21 protein-coding genes are annotated in these 21,632 nt (G+C 67.5%); 9 read left to right on the top strand and 12 right to left on the bottom strand.

Going from position 1 to position 21,632, the window contains the following annotated elements; genetic code table 11:
- Positions 1–11: 11 nt before the first annotated feature.
- On the bottom strand, positions 12–734 hold the full coding sequence (locus ABWP84_RS11970; protein ID WP_353212264.1) for an SDR family NAD(P)-dependent oxidoreductase: 723 nt from the start codon (positions 732–734) through the stop codon (positions 12–14).
- Positions 735–838: 104 nt separating this feature from the next.
- Between ABWP84_RS11970 and ABWP84_RS11965 the strand changes: the two genes are divergently transcribed.
- On the top strand, positions 839–1,696 hold the full coding sequence (locus tag ABWP84_RS11965) for a DMT family transporter (RefSeq protein WP_353212263.1): 858 nt from the start codon (positions 839–841) through the stop codon (positions 1,694–1,696).
- On the top strand, positions 1,693–3,072 hold the full coding sequence (locus tag ABWP84_RS11960; protein ID WP_353212262.1) for a hypothetical protein: 1,380 nt from the start codon (positions 1,693–1,695) through the stop codon (positions 3,070–3,072). The genes ABWP84_RS11965 and ABWP84_RS11960 overlap by 4 nt, the downstream gene beginning before the upstream one ends.
- Before the next feature lie 47 nt (positions 3,073–3,119).
- On the opposite strand, the gene ABWP84_RS11955 is transcribed toward ABWP84_RS11960, so the two are convergent.
- Positions 3,120–5,405 (bottom strand): xanthine dehydrogenase family protein molybdopterin-binding subunit, encoded by a 2,286-nt coding sequence (locus ABWP84_RS11955; RefSeq protein ID WP_353212261.1) that lies wholly within the window; start codon positions 5,403–5,405, stop codon positions 3,120–3,122.
- Between the two features lie 81 nt (positions 5,406–5,486).
- Between ABWP84_RS11955 and ABWP84_RS11950 the strand changes: the two genes are divergently transcribed.
- Together ABWP84_RS11950 and ABWP84_RS11945 are read left to right on the top strand one after the other, a co-directional pair.
- Positions 5,487–6,377: a DMT family transporter gene (locus ABWP84_RS11950; protein ID WP_353212260.1), complete on the top strand. Its 891-nt coding sequence runs from the start codon at positions 5,487–5,489 to the stop codon at positions 6,375–6,377.
- Positions 6,377–7,207, top strand: a complete 831-nt coding sequence (locus ABWP84_RS11945; RefSeq protein WP_353212259.1) for an alpha/beta hydrolase — start codon at positions 6,377–6,379, stop codon at positions 7,205–7,207. Before ABWP84_RS11950 ends, ABWP84_RS11945 begins: the two co-directional genes overlap by 1 nt.
- Here the strand turns inward: ABWP84_RS11945 and ABWP84_RS11940 are convergent.
- The 5 genes from ABWP84_RS11940 to ABWP84_RS11920 are packed head-to-tail and all read right to left on the bottom strand — an operon-like array spanning position 7,195 to position 11,364.
- The gene (locus ABWP84_RS11940; protein ID WP_353212258.1) at positions 7,195–8,061 is read right to left on the bottom strand and encodes an isocitrate lyase/PEP mutase family protein; all 867 of its coding nucleotides are present in this window, start codon (positions 8,059–8,061) and stop codon (positions 7,195–7,197) included. The two genes, ABWP84_RS11945 and ABWP84_RS11940, sit on opposite strands and share 13 nt — an antisense overlap.
- Positions 8,058–9,224 carry an MFS transporter gene (locus ABWP84_RS11935; protein WP_353212257.1) on the bottom strand — a complete coding sequence of 389 codons (1,167 nt, stop codon included), beginning with the start codon at positions 9,222–9,224 and terminating at the stop codon, positions 8,058–8,060. Before ABWP84_RS11935 ends, ABWP84_RS11940 begins: the two co-directional genes overlap by 4 nt.
- Positions 9,221–9,742, bottom strand: coding sequence for a transcription elongation factor GreB (gene greB, locus ABWP84_RS11930; RefSeq protein ID WP_353212256.1), 522 nt, complete (start codon positions 9,740–9,742; stop codon positions 9,221–9,223). Before greB ends, ABWP84_RS11935 begins: the two co-directional genes overlap by 4 nt.
- Entirely contained in the window at positions 9,729–10,628 is a 900-nt protein-coding gene (locus ABWP84_RS11925) for a dihydrodipicolinate synthase family protein (protein ID WP_353212255.1), read from the bottom strand. Before ABWP84_RS11925 ends, greB begins: the two co-directional genes overlap by 14 nt.
- Positions 10,621–11,364 (bottom strand): SDR family NAD(P)-dependent oxidoreductase, encoded by a 744-nt coding sequence (locus ABWP84_RS11920; protein WP_353212254.1) that lies wholly within the window; start codon positions 11,362–11,364, stop codon positions 10,621–10,623. Before ABWP84_RS11920 ends, ABWP84_RS11925 begins: the two co-directional genes overlap by 8 nt.
- Before the next feature lie 128 nt (positions 11,365–11,492).
- Here ABWP84_RS11920 and ABWP84_RS11915 point away from each other — a divergent pair, with 128 nt between their 5' ends.
- The 3 genes from ABWP84_RS11915 to ABWP84_RS11905 are packed head-to-tail and all read left to right on the top strand — an operon-like array spanning position 11,493 to position 13,721.
- Complete coding sequence (locus tag ABWP84_RS11915; RefSeq protein ID WP_353212253.1) at positions 11,493–12,593, top strand: anhydro-N-acetylmuramic acid kinase; 1,101 nt, start codon at positions 11,493–11,495, stop codon at positions 12,591–12,593.
- Between the two features lie 49 nt (positions 12,594–12,642).
- Positions 12,643–13,089 (top strand): hypothetical protein, encoded by a 447-nt coding sequence (locus ABWP84_RS11910; protein WP_353212252.1) that lies wholly within the window; start codon positions 12,643–12,645, stop codon positions 13,087–13,089.
- A complete protein-coding gene (locus tag ABWP84_RS11905) occupies positions 13,089–13,721 on the top strand; it encodes an aspartate/glutamate racemase family protein (protein WP_353212251.1) in 633 nt (210 codons plus the stop codon). Before ABWP84_RS11910 ends, ABWP84_RS11905 begins: the two co-directional genes overlap by 1 nt.
- Before the next feature lie 87 nt (positions 13,722–13,808).
- Here the strand turns inward: ABWP84_RS11905 and ABWP84_RS11900 are convergent, their stop codons facing one another.
- From ABWP84_RS11900 to ABWP84_RS11890, 3 genes are read right to left on the bottom strand one after another with little or no spacing between them, the layout of a single operon-like run.
- Positions 13,809–14,786: a zinc-binding dehydrogenase gene (locus ABWP84_RS11900; RefSeq protein ID WP_353212250.1), complete on the bottom strand. Its 978-nt coding sequence runs from the start codon at positions 14,784–14,786 to the stop codon at positions 13,809–13,811.
- Between the two features lie 49 nt (positions 14,787–14,835).
- Entirely contained in the window at positions 14,836–15,405 is a 570-nt protein-coding gene (locus ABWP84_RS11895) for a DUF924 family protein (RefSeq protein ID WP_353212249.1), read from the bottom strand.
- The gene (locus ABWP84_RS11890; protein WP_353212248.1) at positions 15,395–18,271 is read right to left on the bottom strand and encodes an FAD-linked oxidase C-terminal domain-containing protein; all 2,877 of its coding nucleotides are present in this window, start codon (positions 18,269–18,271) and stop codon (positions 15,395–15,397) included. Before ABWP84_RS11890 ends, ABWP84_RS11895 begins: the two co-directional genes overlap by 11 nt.
- Before the next feature lie 124 nt (positions 18,272–18,395).
- Between ABWP84_RS11890 and ABWP84_RS11885 the strand changes: the two genes are divergently transcribed.
- Positions 18,396–19,592 (top strand): aminotransferase class V-fold PLP-dependent enzyme, encoded by a 1,197-nt coding sequence (locus ABWP84_RS11885; RefSeq protein ID WP_353212247.1) that lies wholly within the window; start codon positions 18,396–18,398, stop codon positions 19,590–19,592.
- Between the two features lie 69 nt (positions 19,593–19,661).
- Here the strand turns inward: ABWP84_RS11885 and ABWP84_RS11880 are convergent, their stop codons facing one another.
- Complete coding sequence (locus ABWP84_RS11880) at positions 19,662–21,068, bottom strand: amidase (protein WP_353212246.1); 1,407 nt, start codon at positions 21,066–21,068, stop codon at positions 19,662–19,664.
- On the bottom strand, positions 21,065–21,274 hold the full coding sequence (locus ABWP84_RS11875; RefSeq protein WP_353212245.1) for a hypothetical protein: 210 nt from the start codon (positions 21,272–21,274) through the stop codon (positions 21,065–21,067). Before ABWP84_RS11875 ends, ABWP84_RS11880 begins: the two co-directional genes overlap by 4 nt.
- Before the next feature lie 6 nt (positions 21,275–21,280).
- Between ABWP84_RS11875 and ABWP84_RS11870 the strand changes: the two genes are divergently transcribed.
- Entirely contained in the window at positions 21,281–21,418 is a 138-nt protein-coding gene (locus ABWP84_RS11870; protein WP_353212244.1) for a hypothetical protein, read from the top strand.
- Positions 21,419–21,632: the final 214 nt, after the last annotated feature.

Genomic DNA, 21,632 nt, shown 5'->3' with positions numbered 1-21,632 from the left:
GTCAGGTGGCGCTACTTCCCGCCATCGACCACCAGCACCTGGCCATTGATATAGCTCGCCAGCGGGCTGGCCAGGAACATCACCGCATTTGCGATATCGGCCGCCTGGCCCAGCCGGCGCGCGGCGATGCTGCTCATCACCCGCGCCTGACCCTCGGCGCCATAGGCCTCCCATTGCGCGATGGAGGCCGCGTTGGTCAGCATCAGCCCCGGCGCCACCGAATTGGCAGTGATGCCATGCGGCCCCAGCTCATGCGCCAATTGCCGGGTCAGGCCGATCAGCCCGTGCTTGGCGCTGGTATAGGCCTGGATGCCGGTCCGGCTGGGCTGCAGCCCGGCACCGCTGGAAATGGTGACGATGCGCCCCGACTTCGCCGCCTTCATCCCCGGCGCCACCGCCTTGGCCAGCAGGAAATGCGCATGCAGGTTGATGTCGATGACGGCGTGCCAATCCTCATCCGGCACCTCCTCCAGCGGCCGATGCACCTGCCCGCGCACGCCGCCGGCATTGCTGACCAGGATATCCACCGGCCGGGGGATGCTGGCGATCCAGCGCGCCGCCTCGCCCGGCGCCGTCAGATCGCCGGCATGGCCATGGCCGGGCAGGTCGGCACCGCTGAGATCGGTGCTGTGCACTGTCGCACCCAGGCTGAGAAACAACTCGGCCGTGGCGCGGCCAAAGCCATGCCCGGCGCCGGTGACGGCCACAATCTTATCATCAAAGCGCAGATTCATCGGGCCAACTCCAGCGGGACGGGTGTGAGGCCTGCAGTGCAATGCATCCCCGCCATGCACGCAAGGGGTGGGCGAAACGCCCCTGAGGCAGGCACAGTGGCGGAATGAAACGCTCCGGCAATCTTCGTGGCGCCGCCTTCATGGCTGCCGCCGCCTGCGTCTTCGCCTTCGAGGCCATGCTGGTGCGCGCGATGATCGCCCGTGGCATTCCCATCGAAATCCAGGTGATGGCCCGCGCCCTCGGCCAGGCTTTATGGACATTGCCTTTCCTGGCGACGCGCGGGATGGCGATCTTCTCCACCGAACGCGCACCCCTGCATGTGCTGCGCGGGCTCTGCTCGGCGGCGACCTGGGGGCTCTATTACTGGTCCTTCGCCTATCTGGATCTCGCCACCGCCACCGTCCTTTCCTTCACCAATGTGATGTTCACCACCCTCCTCGCGCAGCCGCTGCTGGGCGAGCGGGTGGGGTTTGCCCGCTGGGCCGGCACGCTGGCGGGCTTTGCCGGTGTGGCGGTGATGCTGCGGCCGGGGGCTGAGGTCTCGCTGCCCGGGGCGGTGATTGCCATTGCCGCGGCGCTGGCCTGGTGCGGCATCACCCTCACCACCAGGCGGCTGACCAGCACCGACAGCACCCCCACCATCCTGGCCTGGCTGGCGGTGGTGACGGTGCTGCTGGTGGCGCCCTTCGCGATACGGGCCTGGCAGCCGCTGGATTGGCTGGATGTGCTTTGGCTGCTGGGCTTCACCACCATCTGCCCCGCCATGATCGTGCTAGTGACCGAGGCGCTGCGGGCGGGTGAGGCCAGTGCCGTGACGCCGTTTCAGTATCTGCGGCTCATCATCATCGGCGCGCTGGGCTGGTTTATCCCTGCCGAGGTGCCCGATGGCTGGGCCTTTCTGGGCGCTGGCTTCATCCTGATCGGTGCCCTCATCATCACGGTGGCGGAGGCGCGGGCTTGATCCTGCTGGAGGTTGCGCCGCTGCTGGTGCTGCTCGGGCTGCTGGCCAGTGGCCGGGTGAGCCCGATCATCGCCTGCTGCGGGGCGCTGCTGGCCGCGCTGCCGGCGCTGCTCGCGCTGCAAGGTGCGGAGCTGGGCGGATTTTTGCTGCGCGAGAGCCTGCTGGCGGGCTTCCTGGCCGGGCAGCCGGTGGCGGTGGTGGCAGGTGGGCTGCTGTTTCATGCCGCGGTTTCCGCCCCAGGCCCGGCCGAGGCGCGGCCGATCAGCCCGGCGCGGATATTTGCCGTCAGCCTGCCGCTTGGGGTTTTTCTTGAATCGGTGACCGGCTTTTCGGTCGGCGCGGTGTTTGCGTTGAGCGCGCTGCGCAGCATGGGCGTGCGCGGCGCCCTGGCGGCGGCCCTGGCGGTGCAGGCATTGACCATGGTGCCCTGGGGCGGGCTGGGGCCGGGCACCTCGCTGGGCAGCGCCATTGCCGGGGTGGCGCCGCAGGAGGTGGCGCGCATCGCCGCCTGGCCCACCATGCTGTGGTTGCTGCTGCTGGCCCCGCTGCTTTGGCGCTTCATGGCCATGGCAGGTGCCGCCGCCGATGGGCGGGAGAAATGGATCCAGTTCGGCCTGCTGGCGCTGCTGGGCGCGCTGCTGTTGCTGGCCAATGCGCTTGGGCCTTTCGAGGTGGCGGGCGTGATCGCCTCGGGCATTGTCACCGTGCTGGCGCTTTGGCGGGCCGACCCGCCGGATGATCTGCGTCGGGCGCTGCGGGCTGCTTCGCCCTATCTGCTGCTGGTGGCCGCCCTGCTGGCGGCCCGGCTCTGGCCGCAGCCGCCGGGCTGGAAGCCCTTTGCGGCGTTTCCGGTTTTTCCCATCACCCATGTGGCGGTGGTGCTGCTGCTGGTGGCGCTGGGGGTGATGCTGGCGCGCGGGCGGCTTGGCGAGGCGCCGGCGGCGCTGCGCCGCGCCGCGCGGCCGGCGCTGGCGATGTTGCTCTATGTGCTGCTGGGGCGATGGCTGGCGGGCAGCGGCATCGCGGCCGGTCTGGCCGAGGATCTGGCCCATGCGCTCGGCCCCGCAGCACCTTACGCCATTTTGCCGATGGCGGTGGTCTCGGGCGTCATCACCGGCACCAACGTGGGCAGCAATGCCGCGCTGATGCCGGTGCAGGCCGCTTTGGGCCAGGAGGCCGGGTTGGCGCCCGCGCTGGTGGCGGGTTTGCACAATTTCGGCGGAGGCGCCGGGGCGGGCATGGGGGCCTCGGGCCTGGCCATGCTCTGCGGCTTGCTGGCCGATGGAACGAGGCCGGCGGCGATCTGGCGTCTATTGCTGCCCAGTATCCTCGCCGTGCTGTTTTGCGGCACCCTGGCGCTGGTGGTGCTGCGGTAACATGCAGGCTTGGGGAAGGCGGCCGCGCCCTCCCCAAGCGCCCTTTATCAGCCCGCCTTGGCCTGCAAGGCCCGCCACACCACCTCGGGCGTGGCCGGCATGTCGATATGCGCCACACCCAAAGCGTCGCAGAGCGCATTCATCACCGCGGGCATCGAGCCAGCGCAGCCGGCCTCGCCGCAGCCCTTGGCGCCGAGCGGGTTGGTCGTGGCCGGCACCGGGCGGCTGGAAAAGCCGATATTGGGCAGGTCATCGGCGCGCGGCAGGCAGTAATCCATATAGCTGCCGGTGATGGGCTGGCCCTCTTCGCTATAGGCCACCCGCTCATACAGCGCCTGGCCAATGCCCTGGGCGATGCCGCCCTGGGCCTGGCCCTCGACCAGCAGCGGGTTCACCACCACGCCGAAATCATTGACCGTGGTATAGGACACGACCTGGGCGATGCCGGTTTCCGGGTCCACTTCCACCTCGCACAGGTGGCAGCCATTGGGATAGGCCTGCGGTGCTTCCTCGAAGACATGGCGCACATCCAGCTTGCCCGGATGCTTCGCTGCCAGTTCCATGATGCCGATCCTGCGGTCAGTGCCGGCAATGGCGAATTGGCCGGCGCTGAACTCGATATCCACCACCGCAGCTTCCAGCGCCTCGGCCGCCAGCGGCTTGCCCTTTTCGATCACCAGCGCCGAGGCCTCAACGATGGCCGCCCCCGAGGCCATCAGCGATTTGGAACCGCCCGTGCCGCCGCCGGCGATCAGCAGGTCGCTGTCGCCCTGCATCAGCCGCACGCTCTCGAATGGCACGCCCAGCGTGCTGTGCAGCACCTGGGCGAAGGCGCTCCAATGCCCCTGGCCGTAATCGAGCGTGCCGGTGATGATGGTCACCAACCCATCCTTCTCAAAGCGCAACTCGCCCTGCTCTTTGGTGGGCGGCGCGGTGCATTCGAGGAAATTGCCCACGCCGATGCCGCGCAACATTCCGCGCGCCGCAGCCTCGGCCCGGCGGGCCGGGAAGCCGGCAAAATCGCCCGCCACCACCGCCTGGTCGAGCAGCGCGGAGAATTCACCACCATCATAAACGCTGCCCGAGGCCGCCTTATAAGGCATGGCGCTGCTGGGGATGTGGTTCAGCCGGCGCAGCGCCAGCGCATCGCGGCCCATTTCCTTGGCCGCGGTCTCGATCAGCCGCTCGAAATAGTAATTGCCCTCCGGCCGGCCGGCGCCGCGATAGGCCGAGACGGGCGTGGTATTGGTGAGCATGCAGCGCGTGTTCACCTCAATCAGCGGTGTCGCGTAGTTGCTCTGGATATTCTTGACGAAATTGCCGGTGCCCATCAGCGGCGCCACGGTCGCCAGATAGGCACCCATATTGGCGAAGCTGGTCAGCCGCACGGCAAGGAATTTGCCCTCAGCATCCAGCGCCAGCTCGGCGGTGGTTTCATGGTCGCGGCCATGCTGGTCGGAGAGGAAGCTGCCCGAGCGGTCATCGGTCCATTTCACCGGCCGGCCCAGCGCGCGGGCGGCATGCAGCAGGCAGGCATATTCCGGATAGGCGCTGGCCTTCATGCCGAAGCTGCCGCCGACATTGCCGGTCAGCACACGGAATTCTTCCGTCTTCACGCCCATGATGCCGGCCATTTGCGCCCGCAGGCCAAACACGCCCTGGCTGCCCACATGCAGCGTCCAGCGGCCATCCTCCCATTCGCCGATCGCAGCGCGCGGCTCCATGGCGCAGACCACGATGCGGGAATTGCGGATATCGAGGCGGGTGACATGCGCGGCCGAGGCGAAGGCCGCCGCCACCTTGGCGCTATCCCCGAAATGGAAATCGAGCACGCAATTATCGGCGATATCGTCATAGAGCGCCGGTGCGGCACCAGCGGCACTCGCCTCCGTCACCGCATCGAGGGTTTCGATGTCGAGTTCCACCATCTCCGCCGCATCGCGCGCCGCCATGCGGCTTTCGGCCACCACGAAGGCCACCGGGTCACCCACAAAGCGCACCCGGTCAGCCGCTAGTGGCGGGCGGGCGGTGTTGCGCAGGGCCGAGCCATCCTTGCTCTTCAAAGGCAGCGCGCATCCCATGGTGCCATAGCTGGCCAGATCGGCCGCGGTGTAGACGCCCAGCACGCCCGGCATGGCGCGGGCGGCAGCGGTGTCGATTCCCTTGATCACGCCATGCGCGTAGGGGCTGCGAACCATCACGGCATAGACCTGGCCAGGGCGGGCGAGGTCATCGGTGTAACGGCCCTGGCCCTTCAGCAGGACAGGGTCCTCCTGGCGGGGGACCGACTGGCCGATGCCGAATTTCAGGTTGGGCATATTGGTATCGGGCATGGGGGGATCTCCGTAGGTTGTCCTAAGCCTAGTGCCGAACGGGGCTTCCGCAAGGGCGCGGGGGGGCGCAGTTTGGCGGATATGAACCCGCTCGCCCGATTGCCGCGCGCGGCCCAGGGGCTGGCCTATGCCATCCTTGCCGGGCTGATCCTGACCTCGATGAATGCGGTGATGCGGGTGCTCACCCACAGCATGGATGTCTATCAGGCGCAGTTTTTGCGCTATTTCATGGGGCTGGTGGTAATGCTGCCGCTGATCCTGCGCGATGGCATGGTCGCCTATCGGCCGCATGGCATGGCGGGCCAGGCCTGGCGCGGGCTGGTGCATACGGCGGGGTTGAGCCTGTGGTTCACCTCACTGCCGCATATCCCCATGGCTGATCTCACCGCACTCAGCTTCACCACGCCGATCTTCATCATGCTGGGTGCCGTGGTGTTCCTCAAGGAAAAGGCGGTGTGGCAGCGCTGGGTGGCGGCCGCCATCGGCTTTGCCGGGGTGATCGTGGTGGTGGCGCCGCGCATGTCGGGCGAGGGTGGCATCTATAATTTCATCATGCTGGGCTCGGCGCCGCTCTTCGCCGCCTCCTTCCTCATCACCAAGGCGCTGACCAAGCGCGACAGCCCGCAGGTGATCGTGGTCTGGCAATCCATCACCGTCTCGGTCTTCAGCCTGCCGCTCGCGCTGCCCGGCTGGGTTTGGCCGGATGCGACGCAATGGGGGATGGTGCTGGTCTGCGGGCTGATGGGCAGCCTGGGGCATTTCTGCATGACCCGCTCCTTTTCGCTGGCCGATATCTCGGCCGCCCAGCCATTGAAATTCCTCGACCTGATTTGGGCCGCGGGCTGGGGCTTGCTGGTCTTTTCCGAAGTGCCGAGCCAAACCACATTGCTCGGCGCGCTGATCATCTTCACCGCCACCACCTGGATAGCCCGCAGCGAGGCGCGCCGCGCCCGCAACACCAAGGACCCGTGATGCTTTTTGAGACCCTGCACGCCCAAGCCCAACGCTTGACCACCAGCCTCGCCCCCCTGGGTGGCGAGGGGGAAATCGTCTGGTATCGCTGGGGTTCCGGCCCGGTGCTGGTGCTGCTGCATGGCGGCACCGGCTCCTGGCGGCATTGGGTACGCAATATCCGCTTCCTGGCCGAAAGCTACACCGTGCTGGCGGCGGATATGCCCGGCCTGGGCGAGAGCGCCATGGCCCCCGGCCCGGCCGAACCGCATAGCGTGGCCGCCGCCCTCGCGGCCAGCCTCGCGGAATTGCTCGGCCCTGAGCGGCTCTATGACCTGGCAGGATTTTCCTTCGGCTCCAATATCGGCAGCCACCTCGCAGCAATCGAGGGCGCGCATGTGCGCAGCCACACCATCATCGGCGCCGCCTCGCTGGGCTTCCAGCGCCAGCCGGTGGAATTGCTGAAAATCCGCGACAAGCAGGGCGAGGAGCGGATGGCCACCCACCGCCTCAACCTCAATGCGCTGATGCTGAAGAACCCGGCCAATATCGATGACGAGGCGGTGCGAATCCAGGAATGGAATACGGTGAATGCCCGGCTACGCAGCCGCGGCTTCGCCTCCGGCTCATCGCTGAAGGACCAATTGCCGCATGTGGCCGCGCCCATGCGGGCGATCTGGGGCGAGTTCGACCAGGTGGCCTGGCCGCATATCCCACAGCGCCTGGCCATGCTGCACGAGGCCCGGCCGGAACTGATCTCGCACATCATCCCCGGTGCTGGGCATTGGGTGATGTATGAGGCGCCCGATGCCTTCAACGCCGCGCTGCTGCGGATGCTTCAGGCCAAATAGCGGCGTTCGATCGCGTAGTAATCTTCGAAGCCCACGGTCTCGTAAAGCGTGTCAAAGCTCACCAGCCGCTCGGCCCTGCCTTGGGCCGCCATTTCGGCCAGCGCATCCTGCTGGGCGCGGATGGTGGCGTTGAGCAGGGTGACGCCCAGCAGCAACAGCTTATAGCCCAGCGCCTCGGCCTGGGGGGCGTTCAGCCAGGGCCGGCCGGGCTTTTCGATTTGCGCCAGCATGGTGGGCGTGGCCACGCGGCGGTTCAACTCGGCCATTTCCGCCTCACTCTGCGGGCCTTCGAAATAGACGATATCGGCGCCCATATCGGCGAAGGCTTCCGCCCGCCACAACGCCTCTTCCAGCCCCTCCGCCGGGCGGGCATCGGTGCGGCCGATCACCAGCAGATCACCGCCGGCGGCACGGATCTCATCGCGCATGTCAAGCGCGGCCTGGAGGCGGAGGCGCACCTCGTCCCGCGGCGCCACCGCCAGCCCTTGGGCATAGCCGCAGCGCTTGGGGAAGACCTGATCCTCGATCATCACGCAGGCGAAGCCGGCCTGGGCATAGCCCTGCACCGCGCGGCGCACATTGGCGGGGTTGCCAAAGCCGGTATCGGCATCGCCCACGATGGGAATGGCGGTGGCGGCGCAGATGTCGCGCCCGGCGGAGAGCATCTCGCCATAGGAGATCAGCCCGGCATCGGGCAGGCCGATGCGCGCAGCACTCACCGCATAGCCGCTCATGAAAGCTGCGGGGAAGCCGGCGCGCTCGATCATGCGCGCACTCAGCGCATCCCAGCAGCCGGGCAGGGTGGTGATGCTCTCACGGGCTAATAGGGCGCGCAGTGCGGCGGCTTTGTTCATCGGGTTTCCTCACGCGTGATGCGGGCCAGGATGGCGAGGGATGCAATCGCCGCCAAGGAGAGGGCAGCGGTGAACCACATGGCCGCCACGCCAAACCGCTCCAGCAGCAGCCCAAACAGCACGGGGGCGGCGGCCGCGGCAAAGCGCGCCGGCACCGCCAGCCAACCGGTGCGCCCGCCATAGCCGGCGGGGCCGAATAGCGCGAGCGGCAGCGTGCCGCGGGCGATGGTGAGAATACCATTGCCCCCGCCATGCAGCAGCACGAAGGCAATGGCCGCCGGCGCCCCCCAGAGCATCAGCAGCAGCACCCCCAGCGGATGCGTCGCATTGGCCAGGGTGGCAGAGACCAGCGGGCTCCAGCGCCGCAGCACGCCAATTTCCAGCAGCCGAGCACCCACCTGCGCCGGCCCGAGCAGCGCGCCGGCCAGCACCACCGTGGCGGCACTGGCCCCGGCCAGGGTGAGCATGCCCGGCAAATGCGCCGCCATCGCCGCCGAGGTGAAGCCGGCCACCGCGAAGACATAGGCCAGCAGCGCCAGCGCCAGCAGCCCGGGCGGGCGCCCGGCGGGGGCAGCAGCCACCGCCGCCGCCACCGCAGCCTCGGCCCGGCGCGGCAGCAGCCAGCCATTCAGCGGCAGCCCCAGCAAGGGCATGATGACGGCCCAGACCATGCAGGCGCCGCGCCAGCCATAATGCGCCTCCAGCCAAGTGGAAAACGGCCAGGCCACGGTGCTGGCGAAGCCGGCAAAGAGGGTGATGCCGCTGATCGGCCCGCGCGCCCCCGTGCCGAATAGCTTGGCCAGCGTGGCGAAGCCGGCCTCGTAAAGCCCCATGCCCATGCCCAGCCCCAGCAGCGCCCAGGCCAGGCACAGCCCAAAGAAACCCTGCGCCAGCCCCAGGGTGAAAAGCCCCGCGCTCATGATCAGGTTCGAGGCCATCAGCACCCAATGCCCGCCATGGCGGTCAATGGCGCGGCCGGCCGCCGGGCCGATAAAGGCCGAAAGCAACAGCGCCGCCGAGAAAATCGCAAACACCGTGGGCGTGGCCAGGCCCAAATCCCGCGCCATGGGTGCTGCCAGAATGGCCGGGATGTAATAGCTGCCGCCCCAGGCCATGGTCTGGGCTAGGCCGAGTGCCAATACGGCGCGCGCCTTCGGACTCACGGGTAGTGGATCGCCAGGATTTCCAGCTCCTCCGCTCCGGTTGGAAGTTGCACACGGGCCATATCCCCCACGCCCTTGCCCAACAGCGCGCGGGCGATGGGGGCGAGCCAGGAGATCTTTCCGTGGTCGGCATCCCCCTCCTCGGAGCCCACGATCATCACCGTCGTTTCGGAATCATCGGCGCGAGCATAGGTGACGGTGGCACCGAAAAAAATACGGTCCCGCTTGGTCTGCGCCGCGGGGTCCACCACCTGCGCATTATCCACCCGCTTGCGGAGAAAACGCACCCGGCGGTCAATCTCGCGCAGCCGGCGCTTGCCATACTGGTAATCGGCGTTTTCCGACCGGTCGCCGAGCGCCGCCGCCCAGGAGACGATCTCCACCACCTTGGTCCTCTCGTCATACCACAGAGCCCGCAGTTCCTCCTGGATGGCGGCATAGCCCGCCGGCGTCATGTAGAAGGGTGTGCCTGCCGGGATGGCAGCACCTTCCTCCTCGTCATCATCATCCATGCCCATTGGCCTGCGGCTCGCCGAGCGCCGCCAGGGCCTCTGCCACCACCGCGCGCCCCTCGGCCGAAAGCGGCGCCTGCGGCGGCAGCGGGTCGCCCACCGCGAAGCCCTGCCATTGCAAAGCGCCCTTGATGCAGGCGGCCAGCGCGTATTGCGCGAAAAGCTCATTGATCCGCCAGAGTTGGCGCTGCAGCGGCAGCGCCGCCGCCCAATCGCCCGCCCGGCACAACTCGAAGAGCCGCACCGATTGCCGGGGGATGACGCAGGCTGGCCCCGCCATCCAGCCCACGCCGCCGATCAGCATTACCGCAGCCGGGATATGCGCCGAGGCCGAGAAGACATCCATCCGCCCTTCCACCCGGTTCAGGATGGAGAGCAGCCGCCCGGTATTGGTCGAGGCATCCTTGATGGCGGTGATGCGCGGATGGTGGCTGAGCTTTTCGATCGCGCCCAAGGAGAGGTCGCTGCGCTGGAAATTCGGGTTGGTGTAGAGCACCACAGGCAGGTCGGTGGCATCCGCAATGGCGGTGAAATAGGCCACGACGCCAGCCTCGGCGATGGGGAAATAGGCTTCCATCAGCGCCAGAATACCATCCACCCCCAGCCCCGCGTAATCGCGCGCCTGGGCCATGGCATCGGCGGTGGTGGTGGCGGCAACACCGGCGATAACCGGCACCCGGCCGCCGGTTTGCTCCACCACGATGCGCACAATCTCACGCCGCTGCAGGGCGTTGAGATAGGCGAATTCGCCGGTGGAGCCCAGCGGCGTCAGCCCATGCACGCCCGAGGCGATGAGATGCTCCACCAGCGCCCGCAACGGCGCCTCCAGCACCGCGCCATCGGTGCCGATCGGCGAGACGAGATAGGGGAAGACGCCAGCGAATTTACGCAAGATACATACCGCCATTGATGTGCCAGACCTGCCCAGTGACGAAGCTGGCCTTGTTGGAAGCGAGGAAGACCGCCAGATCGGCGATTTCGGCCGGCTGGCCGATGCGGCCGAGCGGGAAGGTCTTGGCCCTTTCGAGAATCTCCGCCTCGCTATTGCCGTAGCGCGGCTGGGCGGTGTCGGTCATGCCAGGGGCGATGGCGTTCACCCGGATGCCCAGCGGTGCCAGCGCCAGGGCGGTGGCCCGGGTCAGCCCGATAATGCCGTTCTTGCTGGAGGAGTAATGCACCCCCCGCGCATCGCCGCGCACGGCGGAGGAGGAGAGATTGACCACCGAACCCGGCTTGCCCGCCAGGGCGCGGGCAAAGGCCTGGGTGAGAAAGGCGCCGGCCTTGAGGTTGAGGCCGAGCACCGCATCCCATTCCGCCTCCTCCATCTCCAGAAAATTGCAGCGGGGGAATATTCCGGCATTATTGACCAGAATATCAGGCAGCCCAAGCGCAGCCACGGCCGCTTCATGCAGCGCCCTGCCGCCGGCCACGGTGGCGACATCGCCCTGGAGCAGCGCGCAGCGCCGGCCCAGGCTGCGGATATTCGCCGCCAGTTCCAGCGGCTCCTGGTCCAGCCAATTGAGCGCGATATCCGCCCCGGCCTCTGCCATCGCCCAGGCGCATGCCGCGCCAATGCCCTGCTGGGCCCCTGTGATCAGCGCCACGCGCCCTTGGAGATCTGTCATCATGCCAGCATGGCCCGACCAATGGGCGGCGTCACGCCCCGGTCTTTCGACTCCTGCCACGACCCGCTATCTGGGACCGGCGGGCTTCCAATCCGACACAGGGAACACCCATCATGCAGGCAATCCGAAGTTTGAAGACGATCGGCCTGATGAGCGGAACCAGCCTCGATGGCGTTGATGCCGCCTGGGTGGAAACCGATGGCGAGACGGTTTCGCGTCTCGGCCCCGCCATTACCCTGCCCTATGCGCCCGAACTCCGCCGCGACCTGCGCCTGCTGCTCGACGCCGCGCCGGGCCTGAGCGCCGATGACCCCTGGCTGGCCGATGTGGTTCGCCGCCTGACGGAGCGCCATGGCGAAGCGGTGATCAAAATCCGCGACGAAACCCAAAGGCAATTGGGCGAGGGAACGGAATTGCTGGGCTTCCACGGCCAGACCATCCTCCATCGCCCGGCCGAGCGGCGCACCTGGCAGGTGGGCGACCCCAGGCTGCTGGCGCAGATGACCGGTATTTTCGTGGCCTATGATTTCCGCTCGGCCGATGTGGCCGCAGGCGGGCAGGGGGCGCCGCTGGTGCCTATCGCCCATGCCGCGCTGGCCGCGAGCCTGCCCAAGCCATTGGCGGTGCTCAATCTCGGGGGCGTGGGCAATGTCACCTATATCGGTGCCGATGGCGCGCTGCTGGCCTTTGACACCGGCCCCGCCAATGGGCCGCTGGATGACTGGGCGCGCAAATCCCTCAATATGGGCTATGATAAGGATGGCCATCTGGCCAGCGCCGGCACCGCCGATGGCGCGGTGCTGGGCCGGCTCATGCAGCACCCCTACCTCGCCGCCCCGCCGCCCAAATCGCTCGACCGGCTGGATTTCAGCGAGGCGTTTCGCGATGCCGGGGCGGACCAGCTCTCACCGCAGGATGGCGCGGCCACGCTGGTGGCCTTCGCCGCGGTGTGCTGCGCCATCGCTGCACGACATTTCCCCGAGCCCCCCCTGCAATGGCTGGTCACCGGCGGCGGCCGGCGCAACCCGGCCATCATGAAGGCGCTCTCGGCCGTGCTGGCCGAACCGGTGCGCGGCGTGGAGGTCGCGGGCTGGAATGGCGATGCGCTGGAGGCGCAATGCTTCGCCGTGCTGGCCGCGCGCGTCACCCGCGGGTTGGCGCTCTCCTACCCCTCCACCACGGGGGTGCCCGAGCCCATGCGCGGCGGCCGGGTGCTGGGGGCCTTGCTGTAGAAGCGGCTGAGGCATACCAAAGCGCATCCGTTTCTCCGAGGGCCGCCATATGCGACGCCGTTTCTTCCTCTCCACCGGTCTTGTCCTGGCCACGCCCGCGCTGGCCCAACCGCGCCAGGCGCTTCCGCATGAATGGGTGTTTGGCAGTTGGATCGGCGGCCAATTCCCGCCAGGCGAGATCGGCGGGCAGGAATGCCTGGGCGGCGCCACGGTCATCTTCCTGCGCGATGTGGTGTTGCGCGCCACCGCACTCGATGTGGCCTATCGCCAGCGGCTGATCGAAACGGTGGCGCCCATTCCCGATGGGTTGGAGTTCCGCTTCGTGCCGGCCGCCCCCATGGGTGGGGCCTTCGGCAATCGGCCACCGCCGGATGCCGGCTTTGGCTGCGGTGGTGACCCCAACCTGCTGCGGGTGCGCCGGCGCACGGCCGATGAGATCATCTTCCCCGACTGCAATGAATTTCCCTCACCCCTTCGTCGTTGCAGGCCCGCCTGATGCGTATCGCCCTGATCCATGCCCTGCGGCACAGCCCGCCGCCCGTTGAGGCCGCCTTTGCCCGGCTCTGGCCGGAAGCGCGGCTGATGAGCCTGCTCGACACCAGCCTCGCCGCTGATCTGGCCGAGGCCGGCGCCCTGACGCCGGCCATGACCGAGCGTTTTCTCACCCTCTCGCGCTATGCCGCCGGCACCGGGGCGGATGGCATTCTCTTCACCTGCTCGGCCTTTGGGCCCTGCATCGAGGCGGTGGCGGCAGCACTGGCGCCCATGCCGGTGTTCAAGCCCAATGAGGCGATGATCGAGGAGGCGGTGGCGGGCCATCGCCGCCTGGGACTGCTCTCCAGCTTTCAGCCGACGCTGGATTCCATGCCGGCGGAATTCCCCGAAAGCGTGACGCTGAAGCTGTCACTGGCGCGCGGCGCGCTGGCGGCGCTCGATGGCGGCGATGTGGCCGAGCATGACCGCCTGGTGGTCGCCGCCGCGGCGGAGCTTGGTGATTGCGAGGCGATCTGCCTCGCCCAGTTCAGCCTGGCGCATTGCGCGGAGGCGGTGGCGGCGCTGACGGGAAAGCCAGTCTATACCACCCCAGACAGTGCGGTGCGCAAAATGCGGCGGCTGCTGGGGGCCTGAGGCCCGCCCTAAAACAGTAACGGCTCCGCCGGCGGGCATTTACCCCGCCGCTTCACAGCCCGCCCTTTTCGGGCGGGCCTTCGAATTTCAGCCCGTCACCATCACGATTTTGCCGAAATGCGCATTGGCCTTCATATGTGCCAGCGCCTCGACCACGTCATCGAGGTGGAAGGTGCGGTCGATCGGCAATGCCAGGCTTCCAGCCTCCATCGCCGCCCAGAGATCGGCGCGCATGAGGCGGACAATCTCGCGCACCTCCTCGGTGCTGCGGGTGCGGAAGGTCACGCCGATATAGGAAATCCGTCGCGCGGCATGCAGGTCGAAATCAAACTCGGCCTTGGCGCCACCCAAGCGGCCGACATTGATGATGCGGCCCAGAATGCGGGTGGCGGAAAGGGTCTGGCTGACCAAAGGCCCGCTGATCATATCCACCACGGAATCGACGCCCTTGCCGCCGGTGGCCTCCAGCACCTGCTTCACCCAGCCTGGATTGTTGGTATCCACCGCCAGGGTTGCGCCGAATTCGGCCAGCCGCGCCCGCTTTTCAGGATTGGTGGAACTGCCCACCACGACCGAGGCGCCCATGAATTTGGCGATCTGCAGGCCCATCAGCCCCACGCCCGAACTGGCGCCCTGAATCATCACGGCGCTGCCCGGCCCGGCCAGCCCATGGGTCGCCACGGCATTGTGCATGGTTTGCAGCGCCACCGGCAGGGTGGCCGCCACTTCCCAGCTCATATTGGTGTCGGGCACCAGATTGACCCGGCCCCAATCGGTGACGGTGTATTCGGCATAGCTGGAATTCATGCCCCCCATCACCCGCATGCCGGGCTTGATATGGTCGGGCACGCCGGGGCCGCATTCCACCACCTCGCCCGCGGCCTCCAGCCCCGGTATGGCGCCAATGCCGCCCACCGCGCCATGCGCATGGCCCGCAGCCACGCCCAGATCGGCGCGGTTGAGGCCGATGGCGCGGAGCTTGACCAGGATCTGCTCGGGCCCCGGGGTGGGGATGGGGATATCGCGCAGGGCAAGGCCTTGCTCGGTGACGATTGCTGCTTTCATGCCCCCGTCCTGGCCTCAGCGCCGCGTGATGTCAACGCGGCGCGGCGGATCAAAAACCCGCCCCGGGCTGCGCCAGATAGACCAGTTCGGCCGGCGTGCTGGCCCGCCCCAGGGCCGGGTTGCGATGGGGAAAGCGGCCGAATTGCACGATCACGGCGCGATGCGCCCAGGCATAGGCGATGGCGCCACCCGGTCTTGCCATCGCTGGCTTATCGCGCAGCCCGCCAAACAGCGCCACTGAGAGGTTCTGATCCGCCATGGCCTCGCTGTGTTCGAAGGGCAGATAGGCGAAGATGCGCTCGGTGGGGGTGAGAAGCAGGTCCTGCTGGCCGGCCAGCAGCCGGGTTGCGATGGCGCGGGCATGGCCATCGCTGGCAAAGGCTGCCGCCTCGCCGCGATGCAGGTTGCGGGGAAACTGGTCCAGCACCACCAGCAGGGCCAGGGCGCCATGCGGGGTTGCGGCCCAATCATCCAAGGCCCCCTCGCGCGCCGGCGCGAGCAGGGGCGCGAAGGCATCGCGGATGCTGGCATCAAAGGTCGGGTTCTTGCGAAACCAGACCTCGCGCGGGGTGTCTGGCCCCTCGGCGAACCAAAATTGCAGAATGCTCTCAGGTGTCACGCAGCGCCCTATCCATCAGAATGACCGAATGCACTGCCCGGCGGCCGGAAAGCCCCTCAATCTGGTGCCGGCAGGAGGTGCCATCGGCCACAATCACGTCCTCGGCCGCGGCGGCTCGCACCGCCGGCAGCAGCGAGGCCTCGGCCATGGCGCGCGACGCCGTCTGGTTCGCCGCCATATAGCCGAAGCTGCCGGCCATGCCGCAGCAGGAAGAGGTGATGGGCGCCACCTTCAGCCCCGGCATCCGCCCCAGCGCGGCCAGCGCCGGCGGGAAGGCGGCAAAGGCCTTTTGGTGGCAATGGCCATGCACATGGGCGGTCGTGGCTGTCTCGCGCCAGGGCAGTTCGGGCTTGTCGCGGTCGAGCAATTCACCGATCAGCATGGCGCGGGCGGCCAGGGCCTCGCTCTGCGCCCCCGGCAGCAGGGCCAGAAATTCATCGCGTAGCGTGGTCAGGCAGGAGGGCTCGAGGCCCACCACCGGCGCGTCGGAGCCGGCGAGGGCAGCGAGCGTGCGCTGTGCCTCGGCGCGCGCCTTATCCACCATGCCGGCCGCCAGATAGGTCCGGCCGCAGCACAAGGGCCTGCCGCCATCGCTGGCCGGGCGCACCCGATAGCCGGCGGCGCCAAGCACCCGCACCGCGGCCCGCAAATTCTCCGGCTCAAAATAGCGGTTGAAGGTATCGCCGAAGAGAATGACCTCCCGCCCGCCCGGGGTTTGCGCCTCGCTGTCCTGGAAGGGATTGCCGACGAATTCGGGCAAAGCGCGGCTGGCGGCGAAGCCGGTGGCGGTTTCCATCAGCCGCGCCAGCGCCGGCACGCGGTTGCGCAGATTGGCCAGCCAGGGCAGCCGCGCGGCAATGGGGGCATAGCGCGGCAGCGCCGCCACCAGCCGCTCGCGCAACGAAAACCCGTGCTTCTGGCCGCGGGCATGCTGCACCTCGATCTTCATCCGGGCTATGTCCACGCCCGTCGGGCATTCGCGCTTGCAGCCCTTGCAGGAGACGCAGAGCGACATGGCCTCCCCCATGGCATCGCTGGCCAGAGCCTCAGGCCCGAGTTGGCCGGTCAGTGCCAGGCGCAGCGTATTGGCCCGGCCGCGTGTGAGGTGCTGCTCCTCCCGCGTCACCCGATAGCTTGGGCACATCGTGCCGGCGTCGAATTTTCGGCAGGTGCCATTGTTGTTGCACATCTCGACGGCGCCGAGGAAACCATTGGGATGCGCCGACCAATCGAGCGCCGGGGTCATCGGCGTCGCGGCATAATCCGGGAAATAGCGGAACAGGCTGCGGTCATCCATTTTCGGCGCCCGCACCACGCGGCCGGGATTGAGCATGGCATGAGGGTCGAAGGCGTCCTTCACCGCCTCGAAAGCGCGGGCGATGCGGCTGCCGAACATCGGCTCGTTGAATTCCGAACGGACGATGCCATCGCCATGCTCGCCGGAATGGCTGCCCTTGTATTCACGCACCAGTTCGAAGCATTTTTCCGCGATCTCGCGCATTTTGCGGACATCGCCGCCATCCTTCATGTTCAGCACCGGCCGGACATGCAGGCATCCCACGCTCGCATGCGCGTACCAGGTGCCCTTCACGCCATATTGGTCAAAGACCTGGGTCAGCCGCTCGGTGTAATCGGCCAGATCAGGCAGGGCGACGGCGCAATCCTCGATGAAGGAGACCGGTTTGGCGTCGCCCTTCATCGACATCATGATGTTCAGCCCCGCCTCGCGCACCTCGGCGATGCGGGCCTGGAAGCCGCCATCCACCGCGGGCACCACGGCGCCGGGCAGGCCGAGATCGGCCATCATCTCCTCCAGCCGGGCGAGGGATTCCAGCAGGGGCGCATCCTCATGGCCGTGGAATTCCACGATCAGCAGGCTATCCGGCTCGCCGCTGCCGCCCGCAGGGTTTTTCACCATCTGGTCGATGGTGGCGCGGTAGATCGGGATGGAGCGGCCCAGATCGATCATGGTGCGGTCCACCAGTTCGACCGCCTCCGGGTTCAGCGTCACCAGGTGTTGGCTGGCCTGCATGGCGCTGCGGAAGCTGGGGAATTGGCAGATGCCGACCACTTTTCGCGGTTTGATCGGCCAGAGCTTGAGGTCCAGCGCCGCCGAAAAGGCCAGCGTGCCCTCGGAGCCCACCAGCAGCCGCGCCAGATTGCCCCGCCCGGCGGCGCGGCCGGCGGGCGTCAGCGCATCGAGATTATAGCCGCCCACCCGGCGCAGCTGTTCGGGAAAGCCCGCTGCGATCTCCGCCGCTTCACGCTCGCCCAGGGCCAGCAGGCGGGCCACCAGCTCGGTATTGGGCTCGCCTTCGCCAAAGAAATGCCGGCTGCCATCGGCCAGCAGAGCATCAATGCCCAGCGTATTATCGGCCATCAGCCCATAGCGGATGGATTTGCTGCCGCAGGAATTATTCCCAGCCATGCCGCCCAGGGTGCAGCGCTGCCAGGTCGAGGGATCGACGGGAAAGAATTTGCCATGCGGTTTCAGCGCCTCGTTCAGCGCGCCCAGGGTGATGCCGGGCTGCACCCGGGCCACATCGCCCTCCACGCTGACGAGTTGGCGCAAATACCGGCTGCAATCCAGCACCAGGCTGTCATTGACCGTCTGGCCGCATTGGCTGGTGCCGCCGCCGCGGGCGAGGATGGAGACGCCCTCCTCCCGTGCCAGGCTCATCGCCGCCTGCACATCCTCGATGGATTTGGGCACCACCACGCCCACCGGCATGACCTGATAGATCGAGGCATCGGTGGCGTAGCGGCCGCGATCGGCCGGGTGGAACAGCACCTCGCCGGCGAGGTTCTCCCGCAGGCGGGTGGCGAGGCGGCTATGGGCCATGCTGGGCTTGGTCAGGGCGTTCATTCCAGCCTTCTAGCCTGAGCCGGGCGATTTGGGGCATGGATAAGTCCGATGATTTTCGCATGCCAAACGCATTGGCAGGCACCCGACAATCGCGGCACAAGCGCGCAGCACAGGAGACAGACCGATGGCCTATTTCGAATCCAAGCGCATTGCCGGCCGGCATTACCTGCAAATCCCCGGCCCCTCGACGGTGCCTGACCGGATCCTGCGCGCCATGGACAATGCCACCATGGACCATCGCGGCCCCGATTTCGGCAAATTCACCGCGCAGCTGCTCGAAAAGGTGAAATTCGTCTTCAAGACCACCGGCCCGGTGGTGATCTACCCTGCCTCGGGCACCGGCGCCTGGGAGGCCGCCCTGGCCAATACCCTCAGCCCCGGCGACCGGGTGCTGATGTGCGAGACTGGCTGGTTCGCCCATCTGTGGCGTGAATTGGCCGAGCGCCTGGGCATTCGCCCCGAATTCATCAAGACCGATTGGCGCCGCGGTGCCGATGTGGCCGGCATCGAGGCCCGGCTGCGCGAGGATAAGGGCCATGAGATCAAGGCGGTGGCCGTGGTCCATAATGAGACGAGCACCGGCTCCACCTCCCGCATCGCCGAGGTTCGCGCTGCCATCGACGCCGCCGGCCACCCCGCGCTGCTGCTGGTGGATACCATTTCGGGCCTGGGCAGCATGGATTACCGGCATGATGAATGGGGCGTGGATGTCACCATCTCGGGCAGCCAGAAAGGACTGATGCTGCCGCCGGGCATTTCCTTCAATGCGATTTCGGCCAAGGCCATCCGCGCCAGCGCCGAGGCCAAGATCGGGCGCAGCTATTGGGATTGGGGGCCGATGCTGAAATCCAACGCCACCGGCTATTTCCCCTCCACCCCCGCCACCACCATGCTTTATGGCCTTGATACTGCGCTGGACATGATGGCGGAGGAGGGGCTTGAGAATGTCTTCGCCCGGCATGACCGCCATGCGGAGGCCACCCGCCGCGCCGTGCGCGCCTGGGGCCTGGAGGTGCAATGCGAGGACCCGCGGCATTACTCCTCGGTGCTGACGGCGGTGCGCCTGCCTGAGGGGCATTCGGCCAATGCGCTGCGCGCCACCATTCTGGAGCAGCACAATATGAGCCTGGGCAATGGCCTGGGGCAGCTCAATGACCGGGTCTTCCGCATCGGCCATCTGGGCGATTTCGGCAATCTTGACCTGGTGGCGACGCTGGGCGGGGTGGAGATGGGCCTCGCCGCCGCTGGCGTGCCGCATAAGCCCGGCGGGGTGCAGGTTGCCATGGCCTATCTGGCCGGCAATGCCGGGCCGCAGGGTTAGGGCCGGCCTATAGGCTGCCTGCCTGCCCGGGTTTTCCCTGGGCAGGCTGCTTTGCTTGCTGTCACGCCCCTATAGGCTGGGCACGCGCTGATGCCATTCTGTCACCCGTTGATAGGCATCGGCAGCATTGAGCACCCGCCCCTCGGCAAAGGGCCGAGCAGCGAGTTGCAGGCCAATGGGCAGGCCCCGCCGATCCGCACCGCAGGGAATGCTGATGGTGGGCAGGCCGAGATAATTGAACGGCCGCGTATTGGCCGAGACGGCCATGAACCGCGCCCAGTTTTGCGGATCAACGTCGATATCAGTCTCGGCCAGGCTGGGCACAATGGTCCGCAGCGTGGGGGTCGCCACCAGATCATATTGGCCCAGCGCCCGCTCGCAAAAGGCGCGCAGCAACGGCCCACGGCGTGACAGCGCCTCGATATACAGCGTCGCCGGCAGGGAATAGCCGCCATACAGCCGGGCGGAGAGATGCGGCGCGTAATCGGCCGGGTATTCGCGCATCCAATTGGCATGAATGGCCGCCCCCTCGGCGCGGGAGACCACGGCAGTATAAGCGCCCACCGCCGCCATTTCCGGCACCGCGATGCGCGTCACCGTCGCACCCAGGGCGCGCAGTGCACCCATCGCGGTCTCGAAGGCGGCGGCCACTTCGGCGTCGATCCCATCGAAGAACCAGTCCTCCACCACGGCGATGCGGGTGCCCGCGAGGCTACCGGTCAGTGCCGCCTCGTAATCGGGCACTGCCTCGGGCGCGCTGGTCGGGTCATCGGGGCAGCGCCCTGCGGTGATGGTGAGAAAGCGCGCAGCGTCACGCGCCGTGCGGGTCAAGGGCCCCACATTATCGGCCGAGAAGCTGAGCGGCATCACCCCGCTGCGTGGCACGCGGGTTTGCGTCGCCTTCAGGCCGGTCACACCGCAGAGGCTGGCGGGCAGGCGAATCGAGCCGCCGGTATCAGAGCCCAGCGCCGCAAAGAAAAACCGCGCCGCCACCCCAGCACCCGAGCCGGAGGAAGACCGACCGGTGCAGTAATCCAGGCCAAACGGATTGTGGCAATGGCCGAAATGGCGGTTATGGCCGGTCGGGTTTTGGGCGAATTCGGCCATGTTCAGCGTGCCCATATCCACCGCACCGGCAGCGTCGAGGCGTTGGAGCACCGTGGCGGTGCGCTCTGCCACGAAGTTGCGGCGAATATGGCTGCCACAGGTGCTGACGCGGCCTTGGCGATAATACATATCCTTATGCATCATCGGCACGCCGGCGAGCGGGGGCAGGGTGGCGCCGCTCGCCCGGGCGCGGTCCACGCCATGCGCCTGCGCGCGGGCGCTCTCCGCATCGAGGCGAATAACGCTGTTCACCTGACCATCATGCTGGGCGATGCGCGCCAGGCAGGCTTCCACCAGGGCGGCCGAGGTGGTTTCACCGCGGACCACCGCATCGGCGGCCTCGGTCATGGAGAGGTCGGTCAGGCTCATGGCTGGGGCTCCATGCAGGCGCGCAGCGCCGCATCGAAGCTGCTGGGTTCATCCTCAAACACCATCGTGCCGCGCAGCGCCTCAAGGGCCGCAATCAGCGCCGCCATTTCCGCCAGCCCATGCCGGGCCGCTTCGTTGGGAACGGCAACGCCTTGCCAGAGGCTGATGGCCTCCATGGTGGGGATGACCATCCTGGGTTCGCTCATAGCCACATGCTCCTTGCCGATCTGCTGCTGGTAGGCAGCCTGCCCTGGGAAAGGCCCGGATGGAACCCGCTGCGCGACACGGCCACCACCCTCTCGCCAGGCAATGCCCAGATAATGAGCAGCGCCAATATCCAGGCGGATTGATTGCCTTGGACTGCATGTTAATACTCTTCTGCAACCCAGAGGTGAATCGATGCACGTTCTTTCTATCCTGATCTTGATCCTGGCCCTGAGCCTGCCGGCCGCGGCCATGGCCCAAAGCGTCGCTGCCACGACCACCACCACCCGCACCACCGGGGCACGCCCCGCCGCGACACGCGCCGCGGCACAGACCCCGCCCCGCCCCCTCCCAACCCCC

The sequence above is a fragment of the Rhodovarius sp. genome (assembly GCF_040399605.1).
Lineage (GTDB): Bacteria > Pseudomonadota > Alphaproteobacteria > Acetobacterales > Acetobacteraceae > Rhodovarius > Rhodovarius crocodyli_A.
Note: the sequence above shows the minus strand (reverse complement) of the source record. Positions and strands in the feature narration are given on the sequence as shown.

What these genes read in the sequence shown, in the direction of transcription:
- ABWP84_RS11945 (WP_353212259.1), top strand. Translation starts at nt 6,377, where the DNA reads ATGCTTTTTGAGACCCTGCACGCCCAAGCCCAACGCTTGACCACCAGC.
- ABWP84_RS11970 (WP_353212264.1), bottom strand. Translation starts at nt 734, where the DNA reads ATGAATCTGCGCTTTGATGATAAGATTGTGGCCGTCACCGGCGCCGGG.
- ABWP84_RS11900 (WP_353212250.1), bottom strand. Translation starts at nt 14,786, where the DNA reads ATGAAAGCAGCAATCGTCACCGAGCAAGGCCTTGCCCTGCGCGATATC.
- ABWP84_RS11870 (WP_353212244.1), top strand. Translation starts at nt 21,281, where the DNA reads ATGCTCCTTGCCGATCTGCTGCTGGTAGGCAGCCTGCCCTGGGAAAGG.
- ABWP84_RS11910 (WP_353212252.1), top strand. Translation starts at nt 12,643, where the DNA reads ATGCGACGCCGTTTCTTCCTCTCCACCGGTCTTGTCCTGGCCACGCCC.
- ABWP84_RS11950 (WP_353212260.1), top strand. Translation starts at nt 5,487, where the DNA reads ATGAACCCGCTCGCCCGATTGCCGCGCGCGGCCCAGGGGCTGGCCTAT.
- ABWP84_RS11875 (WP_353212245.1), bottom strand. Translation starts at nt 21,274, where the DNA reads ATGAGCGAACCCAGGATGGTCATCCCCACCATGGAGGCCATCAGCCTC.
- greB (WP_353212256.1), bottom strand. Translation starts at nt 9,742, where the DNA reads ATGGGCATGGATGATGATGACGAGGAGGAAGGTGCTGCCATCCCGGCA.
- ABWP84_RS11885 (WP_353212247.1), top strand. Translation starts at nt 18,396, where the DNA reads ATGGCCTATTTCGAATCCAAGCGCATTGCCGGCCGGCATTACCTGCAA.
- ABWP84_RS11940 (WP_353212258.1), bottom strand. Translation starts at nt 8,061, where the DNA reads ATGAACAAAGCCGCCGCACTGCGCGCCCTATTAGCCCGTGAGAGCATC.
- ABWP84_RS11920 (WP_353212254.1), bottom strand. Translation starts at nt 11,364, where the DNA reads ATGATGACAGATCTCCAAGGGCGCGTGGCGCTGATCACAGGGGCCCAG.
- ABWP84_RS11965 (WP_353212263.1), top strand. Translation starts at nt 839, where the DNA reads ATGAAACGCTCCGGCAATCTTCGTGGCGCCGCCTTCATGGCTGCCGCC.
- ABWP84_RS11955 (WP_353212261.1), bottom strand. Translation starts at nt 5,405, where the DNA reads ATGCCCGATACCAATATGCCCAACCTGAAATTCGGCATCGGCCAGTCG.
- ABWP84_RS11905 (WP_353212251.1), top strand. Translation starts at nt 13,089, where the DNA reads ATGCGTATCGCCCTGATCCATGCCCTGCGGCACAGCCCGCCGCCCGTT.
- ABWP84_RS11880 (WP_353212246.1), bottom strand. Translation starts at nt 21,068, where the DNA reads ATGAGCCTGACCGACCTCTCCATGACCGAGGCCGCCGATGCGGTGGTC.
- ABWP84_RS11890 (WP_353212248.1), bottom strand. Translation starts at nt 18,271, where the DNA reads ATGAACGCCCTGACCAAGCCCAGCATGGCCCATAGCCGCCTCGCCACC.